Below are 15,405 nucleotides of genomic sequence, written 5' to 3' on the forward strand. Positions count from 1 at the left end.
TTGAGTAATTTAGCAAGGCAGCCGAAACGTGCGCCGGAACAGCAACAACAGATTGAAAAAAGAGTAGCACCGGCCACAAGACGCGCGCAGATCACTTTAGGGGAAAAAATCATCGCAAGCCTTTTTGCTTTGTTCGTGTTGATTATGGCCGTGAAGATCGTATCGACGGAAGCTGCAATTTATAATGTCAACCGGTCGATTGAAGATACAAAAACCACGATCCAGAACAAAAACAAGGTGACCGATGATTTGAAAATGCAAGTAAGCGAATTGAGCCGCTACGACCGTATTTACGAAAAGGCAAAAAAACTCGGCTTGAAATTGGACGAGAATAATGTCAAGGTTGTTGAAAATAAATGAAGTCCAGAAAACTGAATACAAACAGGGGGGCAGCGATATTATTTATCATATTCGGTCTGTCCTTTTTTATTATCGCCGTAAGGTTTTTGACGATTGAAATCACAGGGCAGGCAGACGGGAAAGTGCTCGCGGCAAAAGCGGCGAAAAAATATTTGCGGACAAGCGCCATTCCCGCTTCCCGCGGCAATATTTACGATGCAAGCGGGGAAGTGATCGCCGAAAATGTTGTTTCGTACAATCTGGTCGCCGTTTTGGACCCGAAAGTCACGATTGATCCGGAACATCCGAAACATGTTGTCAACCCTCGAAAAACCGCCCAGGCCCTTGCGAAATATATTGACATGCCCGAATCAAAAATTTATTCGCTCCTGACACAAAAAGGGCGGTTTCAAGTGGAGTTCGGGAAGGCGGGGCAGGATATTCCGTATAACGTAAAAAATGAAATTCAAAAACAGAACTTGCCGGGCATCCAGTTCGAAGCCGTGCCGAAACGCACGTATCCGAACGGTTCGTTTGCCTCCCATCTGGTCGGCTATGCGCAGAAAAATGAGACAGGCGGCCAAATGGCAGGTGTAATGGGAATCGAAAAAAGCATGAATGCCGCTTTGGAAGGCAAAGACGGAAAAATCAGTTATGAAGGCGACTTTTGGGGATATATTTTGCCAAACGCGCATAAAAAAGTCACCAAACCGAAAAACGGGGAAAATGTCTATTTAACGATTGACAAGAAAATCCAGTCTTTCGTTGAAGATGCGCTTGGCAAAGTCCAGAAACAATACAATCCGAAAAAAGCGTTTGTTGTCGTGGCCGATCCGAAAACGGGCAAGATACTGGCAATGGGGCAGCGGCCGACATTTGATCCGGAAACGCGGAAAGGTTTGAGCGATGCTTGGCAGGACGATCCAGTCGAAACCGCTTATGAACCGGGCTCAACGATGAAAATTTTTACCTTGGCGGCGGCCGTCCAGGAAGGCGTTTTTCACCCGAATGCGACCTATAAGTCAGGAGAATTCCGGGTGAAAAATGTGCCAAACCCGATTAAAGACCATAATGGCGGGGTCGGCTGGGGCAGGATCACCTTTTTAGAAGGGCTGCAGCGTTCTTCTAATGTTGCATTTGCCACATTGCTGGATTATATTAAGCAGGATAAATTTAAGCAGTATTTGGAAGCGTTCGGGTTCGGGAAACAGACGAAAGTCGGCTTGCCGAATGAAGCTTCCGGCAAAATTTTATACGATTATCCGATTGAACGGTATACGTCGACATTCGGGCAGGGTACAACCGTTACCGCGATGCAGATGATTCAGGCGGCAACAGCGATTGCTAATGACGGGAAAATGATGAAACCGTATGTAGTTGACAAAGTGGTCAATCCCGCAACCGGAAAAATGGAAAAAACAAAACCAACCGTTGCCGGCAACCCGATCAGCGCGGATACCGCGAAAAAAGTCCGGGATTATTTGCGGACGGTTGTGACGAATAAAAAAACCGGAACCGGCACGGCCTATAACATTCCGGGCTACGAGGTGACCGGCAAAACCGGTACCGCCCAGATCCCGAATCCGAACGGCGGCGGATATTTAACCGGTACCGATAATTATATCTTTTCTTTTCTCGGTATGGCGCCGAAAGACAATCCGAAACTAATCGTTTACGCCGTTGTCCAGCAGCCGCATTTAAAAGCCGGTGAGCTTGGCGGCGAACCGGTTAAAGCGCTGTTTAACCCGATTATGAAGAACAGCCTGCAATATTTAAACATTAAACCGGCAAAAGGGAAGACCGTACGCCTTGCCAAACTTCCTGATTTTACGGGTGACAGCCGGTCAGAAGCGACATCTGCCGTAAAAGCATTGGGGCTTTCCCCTGTTGTGCTCGGCGATGGCGATGCCGTAACGGCCCAGGAACCCGGGGCACAGGAACAACTGCTGCCGGGCGCAAAAGTATTTTTGAAAACAAATGGCAATAAAGTAATGCCGGATATACGCGGCTTTTCGAAACGCGACGTGGCGGGCGCTGCCAAACTGCTCGGCCTCCGCCTGACCATAAGCGGGGAAGGTTATGCCGTGTCCCAAAGCATTCCGGCAAAATCAAAGGTGAAATCCGGACAGGCCCTTACTGTAAAATTCAAGAATCCATAGGCGGGGGCCAGAAGGAATAGCGAAAAAAAGCAAGCATAAGGCTTGCTTTTTTTCATGCGTGTGAAAAGGTACTAGCCGGATGCGTACAAGCATATAAATGGGTGTAAAGGCAACAAAGGGCATTTTATGCGCCCGGAGCGGATTTTTCAGGGTTAAAGGAAACCAAGAGAAGGCTGAAATCTTTCATCTTTCCTACCCAGGAATCTGCTGCTTTGAGATTTAAATGAAGGAGGCGCGCTCGTGAAACGTGTATCCAATGTTACGGTGAGAAAGCGGCTTGTTTTTATATTGCTTTGCGGGATTGTCATTTTCAGCATTATAGATGTGCGGCTCGGCTATGTCCAGTTCGGGCTCGGGGATATGCTGACGAACAGGGCAAAAGCGCTATGGAGCAGAAGCATCCCTTTTGAAGGGGAGCGGGGAAAAATCGAAGACAGAAACGGTGTGCCGATCGCCTCCAACCAAAGTGCCCCGACGATTTTTATCATTCCGAGGCAGGTCAAGGATCCGGCAAAAACGGCTGAAAAACTGGGGGACGCCCTTGATGCAGACAAAGAAAAGCTTTATAAAGAAATTACACAGGTCAGATCGATTGTCAGAATAAAAGAAGGGCGGAAAATCAGCAATGAAAAGGCAAATGCCGTACGCCGCCTTGGGCTTTCAGGGGTCTATATCGCGGAAGATTCCAAGCGGTATTATCCGTTCGGCCGTTACCTTTCGCATGTACTCGGATTCACTGGTGCCGACAATCAGGGGCTGACCGGGCTCGAACTGTATTATGATGATGCGCTGAGCGGAAAAAAAGGGGCAGTCGAGTTTTATACGGACGCAAAAGGGAAGAAAAAGATGAAGGATATGGCAGATGAATATGAACCGCCAAAAAACGGGCTTGACCTGAAACTAACGGTTGATACAAAAGTCCAGACGATTATTGAACGTGAACTCGATAATGCTGAAAAAAAATATCATCCGGACGGGCTGATTGCGATTGCCATGGACCCGGGCACCGGGGAAATTCTCGGGATGTCCAGCAGGCCGAGCTATACGCCTGACAATTATAAAAATGTGCCACAGGAAGTGTATAACCGGAACCTGCCGATCTGGAGCACATACGAACCGGGCTCGACATTTAAAATTATCACACTTGCCGCCGCCCTTGAAGAAAAGAAAGTGAATTTGACAAAAGACAAATTTTACGATTCCGGCGCGGTTGAAGTCGGAGGCTCGACGCTGCACTGCTGGAAAAGGGGCGGGCACGGCAGCGAAACGTTCCTTGAAGTCGTCCAAAATTCATGCAACCCGGGCTTTGTCGAACTTGGCGAAAGGCTCGGAAAAAATACATTATTCAAATACATCCGCAATTTCGGGTTTGGCACAAAAACCGGTGTGGATCTATCCGGCGAAGCTTCCGGCATTTTGTTCAACCTTGACCGCGTCGGGCCGGTTGAACTGGCGACAACGGCTTTCGGGCAGGGGGTTTCTGTTACGCCGATCCAGCAGGTGGCAGCGGTCTCGGCTGCCGTAAACGGCGGGATTCTTTACAAACCGTATATTGCAAAGGAACTCGTTGACCCTAAAACAGGGGAAACGGTCATGCGGAAAAACCCGGTTGCCAAAAGAAGGGTGATCTCGGAAAACACATCGAAACAAATCCGCCATGCGCTTGAAACAGTTGTCACACAAGGGAGCGGAAAAAATGCTTATGTGGACGGTTATCCGGTCGGCGGGAAAACCGGGACGGCGCAAAAAGCCAAAAACGGCCGCTATCTCGAAAACAATTATGTTTTATCCTTTATCGGTTTCGCCCCGGCCAATGATCCGAAAATCGTCGTCTACTTGGCGGTCGATAATCCGAAAAATACGATCCAATTCGGCGGCCAGGTGGCAGCCCCGATCGCGGGCACGATCATCGGCGACAGCCTGCGTGCCATGGGCGTCAAGCCGGTGAAAAACCAGGCGGAAAAAGAAAAAAGTTATTTTGAAACGCCAACGGTAAAAGTGCCGAATTTAATCGGAGAGACGAAAAAAGAGATGATGAACGATCAATATAATCTCAAACTTGATGTCAGCGGATCCGGAAACAAGGTGATCCGGCAGTCCCCTGAAGCAGGCGTGAAAGTGGAAGAGGGCTCAACGATCCGGGTTTACATGCAGTAAAATAGATTCACCAATTCCGGAATGGGCCCCGCTAGGCTCAACAATCCGGATTTGCATGCAGAAAAACAGGGCGGCGCCGTATGTCCGGCCGCCCGTGTTTTTGTTTCAAGAGGCATAAACAAGCTCTTTCGGCGTACATTTTAAAAATCAACAGGACTTCATAGCTTAATGGCCGTTTTTTTTGTACAATAGAAAAGGACTGTATTACATGTATACACAAAGAAGATGCAGCAACAAGGGTTTGGAACAGGAAGGGTTGGAAGCAAAATGAAGTTACATACATTGTTAGAGGCATTACCATTTGTGAAAATGCCTGCAGTGAATCCGGAAATTACGGAACTTGTCCAGGATAACCGGCTTGTCACGAAAAACAGTCTGTTTATTTGTATCAAGGGCTATACGGTTGACGGGCATAAGTTTGCCGTTGATGCGGCCAAACGGGGTGCAGCAGCCATTTTAGCCGAAAAGCCGGTCGATGTGGATATACCAGTTATTATCGTCCGCAATACAAAACGGGCAATGGCGCTCCTTGCAGACCGGTTTTACGGGCAGCCGTCCCGCAAGTTTCGCCTTGTCGGAATTACCGGCACAAACGGAAAAACAACTACGAGCCATATTATCGAAAAAATATACCGGGATGCAGGCAGAACGACCGGCCTGATTGGCACGATGTATATGAAAATCGGCGATGAAACACTGGAAACGAAAAACACAACGCCGGACAGTCTGACATTGCAAAAAACATTCCATGAAATGAACGCGCGCGGTGTCACCGATTGTGTGATGGAAGTTTCTTCGCATTCGCTTGTTGAAGGCCGGGTGCACGGCTGCGACTATGATATTGCCGTTTTCACAAATCTCACGCAGGATCATCTCGATTATCATAAAACGATGGCGGAATACCGGCGCGCCAAAAGTTTATTGTTTTCGCAGCTCGGGAACTCCTGCCCGCAAGATAAGCCGAAATATGCCATCTTAAATGCAGATGACGCCGCATCAAAGGAATTTGAACAAGTAACCGCGGTGCCTGTCATTACGTACGGGATCGACCATGATGCGGATTTTATGGCCGAAAACATTGACATGCACGCCCGCGGGACAACATTCACGCTTGTGACGCCTTTTGAGAAACGGGAAGTCCGGCTCAAGCTCGCCGGGAAGTTCAGCATCTATAATATGCTTGCAGCGATCGCAGCCGGGGTTGTATCCGGGGTACCGCTTGATTCGGTCATTAAAACGGCGGAAGCGATGGAAGGCATACGCGGCCGGTTTGAACTCGTAAACGGCGGCCAGGATTTTTCCGTGATTGTCGATTACGCGCACACGCCCGACAGTCTGGAAAATGTCCTGAAAACGATCCGGCAGTTTGCCCGCAAAAAAATCTTTGTCGTTGTCGGCTGCGGCGGCGACCGCGATAAAACAAAGCGGCCGGTGATGGCGCAAATTGCTTGCAAATATGCGCATTATCCGATTTTTACATCGGATAATCCGCGCAGTGAAGATCCGATTGCCATTTTGCGCGAGATGGAAAAAGGGGTAGAAGGTGAGCAATATGAATGCATCCCCGACCGGAGGGAAGCAATCAAAACAGCCATTTTCCGTGCAGAGGCGGGGGATGTTGTCCTGATTGCCGGAAAAGGCCATGAAACGTATCAAATCATTGGAAATGAAGTGCATCATTTTGATGACAGGGAAGTTGCACTGGAAATGATAAAGGAGCGGTGAAGCATATGTTATCATTCGGGGATACAGCCCACCTTTTCAGTTTGGGCCGCGGCATGGAGATGGCGCTCGAATTTGCCACAGTCAGCGTGTTTGCGGATGTAAACCAGCCAAAGGGATTATACGTCCCTTTTTCTGAACCGGACATTAACCGGGCAATTGCACACGGGGCAATCGCGGCGCTTTGGAAAAACGATGCACCCGTGCCCCGCTATATACCGAATGATTTTCCGCTGTTTATGGCAGAGGATGTTTCTGTTGCTTTTACACAACTGGTACAGTTTTATCTAAAAAAAATGGAAAGCAAGGATTTGGATATGAAGACAACTTTTATTTTTTACGGACCGGAATTGCGGGAAAAAAACCCTCATACATATGATTTGGCGGATGCGGAAAACAGGAAGCGGCTGCTTTGTGCATGCAGGCGCCACGGGAGGGAAAAAGCATGATCGAGCAAGTGATTTTTTTTACAACGCTGATGGCTTTTTTGATTTCCGTGCTGCTTTCGCCCGTTTTTATCCCTTTTTTAAGGAGATTGAAATTCGGCCAGAGCATCCGGGAAGAAGGCCCGAAATCGCACCAGAAAAAATCCGGGACGCCGACAATGGGCGGCTTGATTATTTTGGTATCGATCATTGCATCCACACTGATCATGGCCGGTAAATTCGCAGAACCGACTGTAAGAATTTACCTTTTGCTGCTTGTGACGATCGGATTCGGGCTGCTCGGATTTTTGGACGACTTTATTAAAGTGGTGATGAAGCGGAATCTTGGCCTTACATCAAAGCAGAAACTGCTCGGCCAGATTCTCGTTGCCATCATTTTTTATGTCGTTTTCCGCCACTTCCATTTATCTTCGGAAGTCTCGATTCCGTTTACGGACAAATCGGTCGATTTCGGCTGGTTTTACTTTGTTATCATTCTTCTCTGGCTTGTCGGGTTTTCCAATGCGGTCAATCTGACGGATGGGCTTGACGGCCTTGTATCCGGGACGGCAGCGATTGCTTTCGGGGCATTCGCCGTTTTGGCATGGAACCAGTCACAGGCGGATGTCGCCCTGTTTTCGGTTGCCGTTGTCGGGGCCGTGCTCGGTTTTCTCGTCTTTAATGCCCATCCGGCAAAAGTTTTCATGGGGGACACCGGCTCACTTGCATTGGGCGGAGCGATTGCCGCCATTTCAATTCTGACCAATCTTGAGATTCTTTTAATTGTGATTGGCGGCGTTTTTGTCATTGAGACTTTGTCTGTCATTCTCCAAGTGATATCATTTAAGACAACAGGAAAAAGAATTTTTAGGATGAGCCCGCTGCACCACCATTATGAGCTTTCGGGCTGGTCGGAATGGCGTGTTGTCGTGACGTTCTGGGCGGTAGGCCTTTTGTGTGCGATTTTAGGAATTTATATCGAGGTGTGGATGTAACATGAAAAATATCACGGAATATGAACATAAAAAAGTATTGGTACTCGGGCTGGCGAAAAGCGGGGTGAGCGCGGCCTCCCTGTTGCACCGGCTCGGGGCGTTTGTGACGGTGAATGATTATAAACCGCTTGAAGAGAACCCGGAGGCGCAGGGGCTTTTGGAACAGGGGATTAAAGTCATTTGTGGCAGCCATCCAATTGAACTATTGGATGAAGGCTTTGAACTGATTGTGAAAAATCCGGGCATCCCTTATTCGAACCCGCTTGTTGCGGGGGCGATTGAAAAAGGGATCCCGGTCATTACCGAAATCGAGCTGGCTTATAAAATTGCAGAATGCCCGATGGTCGGCATTACGGGAACGAACGGGAAAACGACGACTACCACGTTGATTTATGAAATTTTCCAGGCGGATCCGCATCTTGATCCGTTAATTGCCGGAAATATTGGCAAAGTGGCCTCCACGGTGGCGCAAAGAGCACGCGCGGACCAGCAGATGGTGGTGGAGTTGTCTTCTTTCCAGCTGATGGGCGTGCAAACATTCAGGCCGCATATTGCCATCATCACGAATATTTATGAAGCCCATCTCGACTATCACGGGACAAAAGAAGCTTATGCAAAAGCAAAATCAAATATTACCCGAAACCAGACAGAGGATGATTTCCTGATTCTGAACCATGCCCAGCCGGAACTGTGGGATCTGGTCTCCTTCACGAAAGCAAAAATTATTCCTTTTTCAACGAAGGAATATGTTGAAGACGGCGCATCGGTAAAAGACGGCAGCATCATGTGGAAAGGCGAAAAAATCATGGACCGCGCTGACATTGTGCTGCCGGGAGACCATAATCTGGAAAATATTTTAGCCGCTGTCGCCGCTGCCAAGCTGATGGGAGCAAGTAATGATGCCATCAGCGGGGTGCTCGGAACGTTTAAAGGCGTGAAGCACCGGACGCAATATATCGGCGAAATCAAAGGACGGAAATTTTATAACGATTCAAAAGCGACCAATATCCTCGCCTGCAAAGCCGCGCTTGCCGCTTTCCATCAGCCGGTCATTCTGCTTGCCGGCGGGCTTGACCGTGGCAACGGCTTTGATGAACTGATCCCGGCTTTGAAATATGTAAAAGCATTGATTACTTTCGGAGAAACCGCGCCGAAGCTGGAAAGCACCGCGAAAAAAGCAGGCATTCCGGTCATCCGCACGGTGGAAAACGTGGAAGAAGCGGTCCCGGTCGCATGGGCATTATCCGAACCGGGTGATTGCATTTTGCTGTCGCCGGCATGTGCCAGCTGGGACCAATATAAATCTTTTGAAATTCGTGGTGATATTTTCATCGACGCCGTGCATAAGTTAAGATAAGGGCTTGGCCCGCTTTTAGCCGGTGCGGGTTACCGGTTTTTGCGGGAAGTTCTAAATCTTTTCTGGGGTGGGCGCGGATGCCGTCGAAAAAAACGAATCCCGATTTTTTATTAATCATTGTGACCGTGGCGCTGCTTGCAACCGGGCTTCTGATGGTGTTCAGCGCGAGCGAAATCGTGGCGGAATACAAATTTAACGATGCATTTTATTTTTTGAAGCGGCAGCTGCTTTTTGCCGGGCTCGGCGTGGCAGCGATGTTTTTCGTGATGCGCATTGATTACTGGACGTGGCGGGCATGGGCGAAAACGATCCTGGTCATCTGTTTTGTGCTGCTCGTCCTTGTTTTGATTCCCGGCATCGGGCTTGAACGGAACGGGTCGCGGAGCTGGATCGGGGTCGGCGCATTTTCCATCCAGCCTTCTGAATTCATTAAAATGGCGCTGATCGCGTATTTGGCAAAATTTTTATCGGAGAACCAGAAATACATTACGACTTTTAAAAAAGGCATGCTCCCGGCGCTGGCGCTCGTTTTTGTTGCTTTCGGGATGATTATGCTGCAGCCGGACCTTGGAACGGGAACGGTGATGCTTGGGACATGCATCATCATGATTTTTGTTTCCGGCGCCCGCATTGCCCATTTTGTCATGCTCGGGCTCCTTGGAGTGGGCGGTTTTGTCGCTCTTGTTTTATCGGCTCCATACCGGATTGCACGGATCACCTCTTTCCTTGATCCATGGTCCGATCCGCAGGGGAAAGGATTTCAAATTATCCAGTCGCTCCTTGCGATCGGTCCAGGCGGCCTGTTCGGCATGGGGCTTGGGGAGAGCAAACAAAAATTCCACTATCTGCCGGAACCGCAAAATGATTTTATCTTTGCCATTCTTTCCGAGGAGCTCGGTTTTATCGGCGGGACTTTTGTCCTGATTTTGTTTGCGCTATTGCTCTGGCGCGGCATCCGGATCGCACTTGGCGCACCCGATCTGTACGGAAGCCTGCTCGCAGTCGGCATTATTTCCATGATCGCGATCCAGGTGATGATCAATATCAGCGTTGTCATCGGCCTGATCCCGGTTACAGGCATTACGCTTCCGTTCATCAGTTACGGCGGCTCTTCTTTGACGTTGATGCTTGTCTCAGTCGGCGTGCTCTTAAACATCAGCCGCCATTCCCGGCTGTAACGGAAGGAGAACCTCATAAAGGGGTTCTTTTTTCGTTTGACAACAAGTTAACATTTTGGTAATAATCGTTTTACTGTGCACCCATTGTCGTTTAAAATATAGTAATATAGAAAAATGAATGTTTCAAACATCATATATTGATACCCGTGCAACCTAGCACGGCGTCCTGAGGTGGAAAAACATGAAAATCATTGTCAGCGGGGGCGGAACAGGCGGGCATATTTATCCGGCCCTGGCATTGATCAGAACGATCAAACAGAAACATCCTGACACGGAATGTTTGTATATTGGCACGGAAAAAGGGCTCGAATCCCGGCTTGTGCCGCGGGAAAACATTCCGTTCAAATCGATTCATATTACGGGGTTTAAACGCTCCCTTTCGTTTGAAAATGTCAAAACGGTTGTCCGCTTTCTAAAAGGGGTAAGCCGGTGCAAAAAAATCATCCGCGAATTCAAGCCGGATGTGGTCATCGGAACAGGCGGGTATGTATGCGGTCCGGTTGTCTACGCTGCCGCCAAACTGCACATCCCGACCATCATTCACGAACAAAACAGCGTGCCGGGGCTGACGAATAAATTTTTAAGCCGGTACGTTGACAAAGTGGCCATTTGCTTTGAATCTGCAAAATCTTTTTTTGATGAGAAAAAAGTGGTGCTGACCGGCAATCCGCGCGCATCGGAAGTGATCGGGGACAAAAGGCGCGGCGTCCTTTCCGGTTTCAACCTGAAAACAACGCTTCCAACCGTTCTCATTTTCGGCGGGAGCCGCGGGGCACGCCCGATTAATGAAGCGGTTGTGAAATCTTTTTCCAATTTTGCACAAAAAAATTACCAGGTCATTTATGCGACAGGGGATGTGCATTATGAGGCCGTCAAAAAAGAAATTGCATTGATCGGCGAAAAAGGAAATATCAAGGTGGTACCGTTTATCCACAATATGCCGGAAGTGTTGCGAGCGGTGGATCTTGTCGTCTCAAGGGCAGGGGCAACCACATTGGCCGAACTGACGGCGCTCGGTTTGCCAAGTATCTTAATCCCGAGCCCTTATGTGACAAACAATCACCAGGAAAAAAACGCGAAAACACTCGTGGAAAACGGCGCAGCTTTTATGCTGCTTGAAAAAGATTTATCTTCCGCAAAGCTCGTATCCTTGATTGATAAAATTTTGCTGGATCGGGAACAGATGGAGAAAATGCAGGCGGCCGCCCGCAAGCTCGGTATTCGTGACGCTTCATGGCGGCTTTATGAAGTGATGGAAAATCTGGCCGCAAAAGCCAAATCGTGATGCGGCAAATAAAAAAGGGAGGAACAAAATGGCGCGGTCTGACAAAAACATCGTTTCGCTGGAAGACCGGATCCCGAAATTAAAGCAGCAGCGCCGCCGAAAAACGAACCGGCGGCTCATCATGCTGCTGACGGTTTTTTTTATGCTGGTGATGCTGATCATCTACCTCGAGTCCCCGCTGAGCCGCGTCCACCGCATTCAGATAGAGGGAAATGAGGCGGTCAGCAAGCCGTACATTTTGAAAAAAAGCGGCATTGCCACGGGTGAGAATATATGGAATATCCGTAAAGACGCAGTCCGGAAAAGAATCGCATCCATCCCTGAAGTTGATTCGGTGAAAGTGGGCATTTCCTTGCCGAATACGCTTTACATAAAAGTGAAAGAGCATCAAAAAATCGGGTATTTACAGCAGAAAGGCGGTTTTTTGCCGGTTTTGGATAACGGTTCGGTCGTCAAAAGAACAGTGAAAGAAATTCCGGCCGCAAGCCTGATATTTACCGGTTTCAAACAGGATACGCATTTGCATGAAATGATCCGCCAGATGCAAAAATTGCCGGATTCGATCACAAATGCCATTTCGGAAGTCCGCTATACCCCTTCAAACGTTGACCGTGACCTTGTCACCCTGTACATGAATAACGGTTTTGAAGTGCGCGCAAGCATTCCGTCGTTCGCAGAAAAGATGGCGCATTACCCTTCGATCATCAGTCAGCTTGACCCGAAGAAAAAAGGTGTGATTGACCTCGAAGTCGGTTCGTATTTTAAAGCTTACGATTCGAAGTAGACATGAAAAAATTTCGCTTTTCTCCGTGTCCATCTTAGTGTAGACTTATGATGAAACCAAATTTTAGGAATTGCTATATTTTGAGACTGGAAATATTTTGATCACCAAAAGAAAATGAAAAAAGTCCGATTGAAAAAAAGGGAATTTGATTATGACGCAGAATACTTTGTTTATAATCACCTTTTTGAATGGAGGCTTCTGGCGGACTCACGGACGGAACGGCAAAAAGAGCCCGCCTCAGAAGAGACGAATTGGGAAAAATGGCGCTTTAACATAGGCGGATTGCGTTTGATCGAAAGGCAAAGGGAGGTGCCGCAGTATGAACAGCAGTGAAATATATGTGAGTCTTGACATCGGTACATCTGCCACGAAAGTCATCATTGCCGAAATGGGCAATGATTCATTAAATATTATTGGGGTTGGCAATGTCAGGTCCGAAGGCATTAAAAAAGGATCGATTGTAGATATAGATGAAACCGTCCTGTCCATCAGGCGGGCAATTGAACAAGCGGAAAGAATGGTCGGCATGAAAATTGACCACGTGATCGTCGGCATTGCCAGCAATCATGTGATGCTGCAGCCGTGCCACGGGGTGGTGGCGGTCCAGAGCGAGAACCGGGAAATTACGGATGGGGATGTACAAAGAGTGATGGATGCGGCGCAAGTGCTTTCTATTCCTCCCGAAAGAGAGATTGTGAATGTCATTCCGAAGCAATTCATTGTGGACGGTTTGGATGAAATACATGATCCTCGCGGGATGATCGGTGTCAGATTGGAAATGGAAGGCATCATTGTCACGACTTCCAAAACGATCTTACATAATACATTGCGCTGTGTTGAAAAGGCCGGCCTGACCATCGCGGAAATTGTTCTCATGCCGCTTGCAGCCGGTGCCATTGCGCTGTCAAAAGATGAAATGGAACTCGGGACGGCACTCGTTGACATCGGCGGCGGGTCGACGACGCTGGCTGTTTTTGAAAACGGCCATATCCGGACAACGAGCGTGCTGCCCGTCGGCGGGGACCATATCACAAAAGATTTGTCCATCTGTCTAAGGGCTTCAACGGAAGATGCGGAAAAAATCAAACTGAAGCACGGGCACGCGTTCAGCCAGGATGCGCTCGAAGACGATGTTTTTGATGTACAGATCATCGGCAGTGAACAAAAAGAACAATTTAACCAATTACAAATTTCTGATATTATAGAAGCTAGATTAGAAGAAATCTTTTTGTTTATCCAGCAGGAACTGAGGAAGATCGGCGTCCATGATTTGCCGGGCGGGATTGTGCTGACAGGGGGCACTGCAAATATGCCCGGTGTACCGGAGCTTGCAGAAACGGTCTTTCAAAACCGCGTAAGAGTTGCCATTCCGGATTATATCGGTGTCCGTGAGCCGCAATATACGACGGCGGTCGGCCTGATCCAGTACGCTGCGAAAAATGCGCGGCTGGAAGGGAAAAATGTCAGCTCCCGCCTGGTGGCAGCCGGAATGGAGTATGCGGAACCGAAACCGGCGAAAAAGCCGCAGTCCAAACCAAAACAAGCTTCCGGTCAGGAAGAAAAAATGTCATCGAAAATGAAAAAATTCTTTGGTTTGTTTTTCGAATAGCCTGCCGGCATCATGTGCGAAAAAACCGGAGCCCGTCCGGCAGCAGGACCGGGATAAGATACGCAATACGAATTAGGAGGATTAGTGAATGTTAGAGTTCGATACCAATGTAGACGCTTTGGCAACGATAAAAGTTATCGGCGTTGGCGGCGGCGGCAACAATGCCGTGAACCGTATGATTGAACATGATCTGCAGGGCGTTGAATTTATTGCCGTAAACACGGATGCCCAGGCATTAAACCTTTCCAAAGCTGAAATTAAAATGCAAATTGGCGCAAAATTAACGCGTGGCCTCGGTGCCGGCGCAAATCCGGAAGTCGGGCGGAAAGCGGCCGAAGAAAGCAAAGAACAAATTGAAGAAGCGTTAAAGGGTGCGGATATGGTGTTCGTGACAGCCGGGATGGGCGGCGGCACCGGAACAGGGGCGGCGCCGGTCATTGCCCATATCGCAAAGGAACTCGGGGCGCTGACGGTCGGTGTGGTTACAAGGCCGTTCACATTCGAAGGCCGCAAACGGGCAAACCAGGCGGCCGGCGGCATCAGTGCCATGAAAGAAGCGGTCGATACGCTGATCGTGATCCCGAATGACCGCCTGCTGGAAATTGTCGATAAAAGCACACCGATGCTAGAAGCATTCCGGGAAGCGGATAATGTGCTGCGCCAGGGCGTACAAGGGATTTCCGACCTGATCGCGGTACCGGGCCTGATCAACCTGGATTTTGCGGATGTCAAAACAATTATGACCAATAAAGGTTCAGCATTGATGGGAATCGGGATCGCTTCCGGGGAAAATCGTGCGACAGAGGCGGCAAAAAAAGCCATTTCGTCGCCGCTGCTTGAAACGTCTATTGACGGTGCACAAGGCGTGCTGATGAACATTACCGGCAGCGCAAATTTAAGTTTGTATGAAGTGCAGGAAGCGGCCGATATTGTCGCCTCCGCATCAGACCAGGAAGTCAATATGATTTTCGGGTCCGTTATCAATGAAAGCCTGAAGGACGAAATCGTGGTTACGGTCATTGCAACCGGCTTTAATGAAGAAGCGCAGACCCAGAGCAAGCAGCGCCCGTCGCTCGGACAATCAAGGCCGGCCTTGAACCAACAGGCAAAACGCGAAACAAAGCGTGAAGAACCCCAGTCTGAACCGCAACGCGCCGTTCAGTACAGTGAAGATACACTTGATATTCCGACTTTTTTGCGAAACCGGAACAGAAGAAAATAATGAAAGAGCCCGTCTCTGCTTTCCAGGCCATTGCCTGAAAGCAAAGATGGGCTCTTTTGCGTTTGAAAATTTTTTAAACCCGTTTTGGATTTGCAGATGTTGTCTGCTTATCCAGCCGGGTTTTTTCTTTTCGGTGAATACCGGTGTGACAGCGGGACTATCCGGCAAGCACG

12 protein-coding genes are annotated in these 15,405 nt (G+C 48.7%); all 12 read left to right on the top strand.

The window, feature by feature from the left end:
- The 12 genes from ftsL to ftsZ all read left to right on the top strand — a co-directional run bounded on the left by ftsL (position 1) and on the right by ftsZ (position 15,232).
- The gene (gene ftsL, locus NFR98_RS05520; RefSeq protein ID WP_026684693.1) at positions 1–360 is read left to right on the top strand and encodes a cell division protein FtsL; all 360 of its coding nucleotides are present in this window, start codon (positions 1–3) and stop codon (positions 358–360) included.
- Positions 357–2,498, top strand: a complete 2,142-nt coding sequence (locus NFR98_RS05525; RefSeq protein WP_026684692.1) for a penicillin-binding protein — start codon at positions 357–359, stop codon at positions 2,496–2,498. The genes ftsL and NFR98_RS05525 overlap by 4 nt, the downstream gene beginning before the upstream one ends.
- A 240-nt stretch (positions 2,499–2,738) precedes the next feature.
- Positions 2,739–4,655 carry a stage V sporulation protein D gene (locus NFR98_RS05530; protein WP_026684691.1) on the top strand — a complete coding sequence of 639 codons (1,917 nt, stop codon included), beginning with the start codon at positions 2,739–2,741 and terminating at the stop codon, positions 4,653–4,655.
- Between the two features lie 267 nt (positions 4,656–4,922).
- A complete protein-coding gene (locus NFR98_RS05535; RefSeq protein WP_026684690.1) occupies positions 4,923–6,380 on the top strand; it encodes a UDP-N-acetylmuramoyl-L-alanyl-D-glutamate--2,6-diaminopimelate ligase in 1,458 nt (485 codons plus the stop codon).
- Between the two features lie 5 nt (positions 6,381–6,385).
- The gene (locus tag NFR98_RS05540) at positions 6,386–6,826 is read left to right on the top strand and encodes a hypothetical protein (protein ID WP_026684689.1); all 441 of its coding nucleotides are present in this window, start codon (positions 6,386–6,388) and stop codon (positions 6,824–6,826) included.
- A complete protein-coding gene (mraY, locus tag NFR98_RS05545) occupies positions 6,823–7,797 on the top strand; it encodes a phospho-N-acetylmuramoyl-pentapeptide-transferase (protein WP_014095563.1) in 975 nt (324 codons plus the stop codon). Before NFR98_RS05540 ends, mraY begins: the two co-directional genes overlap by 4 nt.
- Before the next feature lies 1 nt (position 7,798).
- The gene (murD, locus tag NFR98_RS05550; protein WP_014095562.1) at positions 7,799–9,154 is read left to right on the top strand and encodes a UDP-N-acetylmuramoyl-L-alanine--D-glutamate ligase; all 1,356 of its coding nucleotides are present in this window, start codon (positions 7,799–7,801) and stop codon (positions 9,152–9,154) included.
- Positions 9,155–9,231: 77 nt separating this feature from the next.
- Complete coding sequence (gene spoVE / locus NFR98_RS05555) at positions 9,232–10,332, top strand: stage V sporulation protein E (protein ID WP_014095561.1); 1,101 nt, start codon at positions 9,232–9,234, stop codon at positions 10,330–10,332.
- 181 nt (positions 10,333–10,513) lie between these two features.
- The gene (gene murG / locus NFR98_RS05560) at positions 10,514–11,617 is read left to right on the top strand and encodes an undecaprenyldiphospho-muramoylpentapeptide beta-N-acetylglucosaminyltransferase (RefSeq protein ID WP_014095560.1); all 1,104 of its coding nucleotides are present in this window, start codon (positions 10,514–10,516) and stop codon (positions 11,615–11,617) included.
- Between the two features lie 28 nt (positions 11,618–11,645).
- Positions 11,646–12,401, top strand: coding sequence for a cell division protein FtsQ/DivIB (locus tag NFR98_RS05565; RefSeq protein WP_014095559.1), 756 nt, complete (start codon positions 11,646–11,648; stop codon positions 12,399–12,401).
- 319 nt (positions 12,402–12,720) lie between these two features.
- The gene (gene ftsA / locus NFR98_RS05570; RefSeq protein WP_014095558.1) at positions 12,721–14,010 is read left to right on the top strand and encodes a cell division protein FtsA; all 1,290 of its coding nucleotides are present in this window, start codon (positions 12,721–12,723) and stop codon (positions 14,008–14,010) included.
- A gap of 88 nt (positions 14,011–14,098) precedes the next feature.
- Positions 14,099–15,232, top strand: a complete 1,134-nt coding sequence (gene ftsZ / locus NFR98_RS05575; protein ID WP_014095557.1) for a cell division protein FtsZ — start codon at positions 14,099–14,101, stop codon at positions 15,230–15,232.
- Positions 15,233–15,405: the final 173 nt, after the last annotated feature.

Source organism: Weizmannia agrestimuris, from assembly GCF_943193165.1.
GTDB classification, from domain to species: domain Bacteria; phylum Bacillota; class Bacilli; order Bacillales; family Bacillaceae_C; genus Weizmannia; species Weizmannia faecalis.

Bases quoted from the DNA above. Each gene is read 5' to 3' on its own strand.
- NFR98_RS05565 (WP_014095559.1), top strand. From the start codon at position 11,646: ATGGCGCGGTCTGACAAAAACATCGTTTCGCTGGAAGACCGGATCCCG.
- NFR98_RS05535 (WP_026684690.1), top strand. From the start codon at position 4,923: ATGAAGTTACATACATTGTTAGAGGCATTACCATTTGTGAAAATGCCT.
- ftsA (WP_014095558.1), top strand. From the start codon at position 12,721: ATGAACAGCAGTGAAATATATGTGAGTCTTGACATCGGTACATCTGCC.
- spoVE (WP_014095561.1), top strand. From the start codon at position 9,232: ATGCCGTCGAAAAAAACGAATCCCGATTTTTTATTAATCATTGTGACC.
- mraY (WP_014095563.1), top strand. From the start codon at position 6,823: ATGATCGAGCAAGTGATTTTTTTTACAACGCTGATGGCTTTTTTGATT.
- murD (WP_014095562.1), top strand. From the start codon at position 7,799: ATGAAAAATATCACGGAATATGAACATAAAAAAGTATTGGTACTCGGG.
- murG (WP_014095560.1), top strand. From the start codon at position 10,514: ATGAAAATCATTGTCAGCGGGGGCGGAACAGGCGGGCATATTTATCCG.
- NFR98_RS05540 (WP_026684689.1), top strand. From the start codon at position 6,386: ATGTTATCATTCGGGGATACAGCCCACCTTTTCAGTTTGGGCCGCGGC.
- NFR98_RS05525 (WP_026684692.1), top strand. From the start codon at position 357: ATGAAGTCCAGAAAACTGAATACAAACAGGGGGGCAGCGATATTATTT.
- ftsZ (WP_014095557.1), top strand. From the start codon at position 14,099: ATGTTAGAGTTCGATACCAATGTAGACGCTTTGGCAACGATAAAAGTT.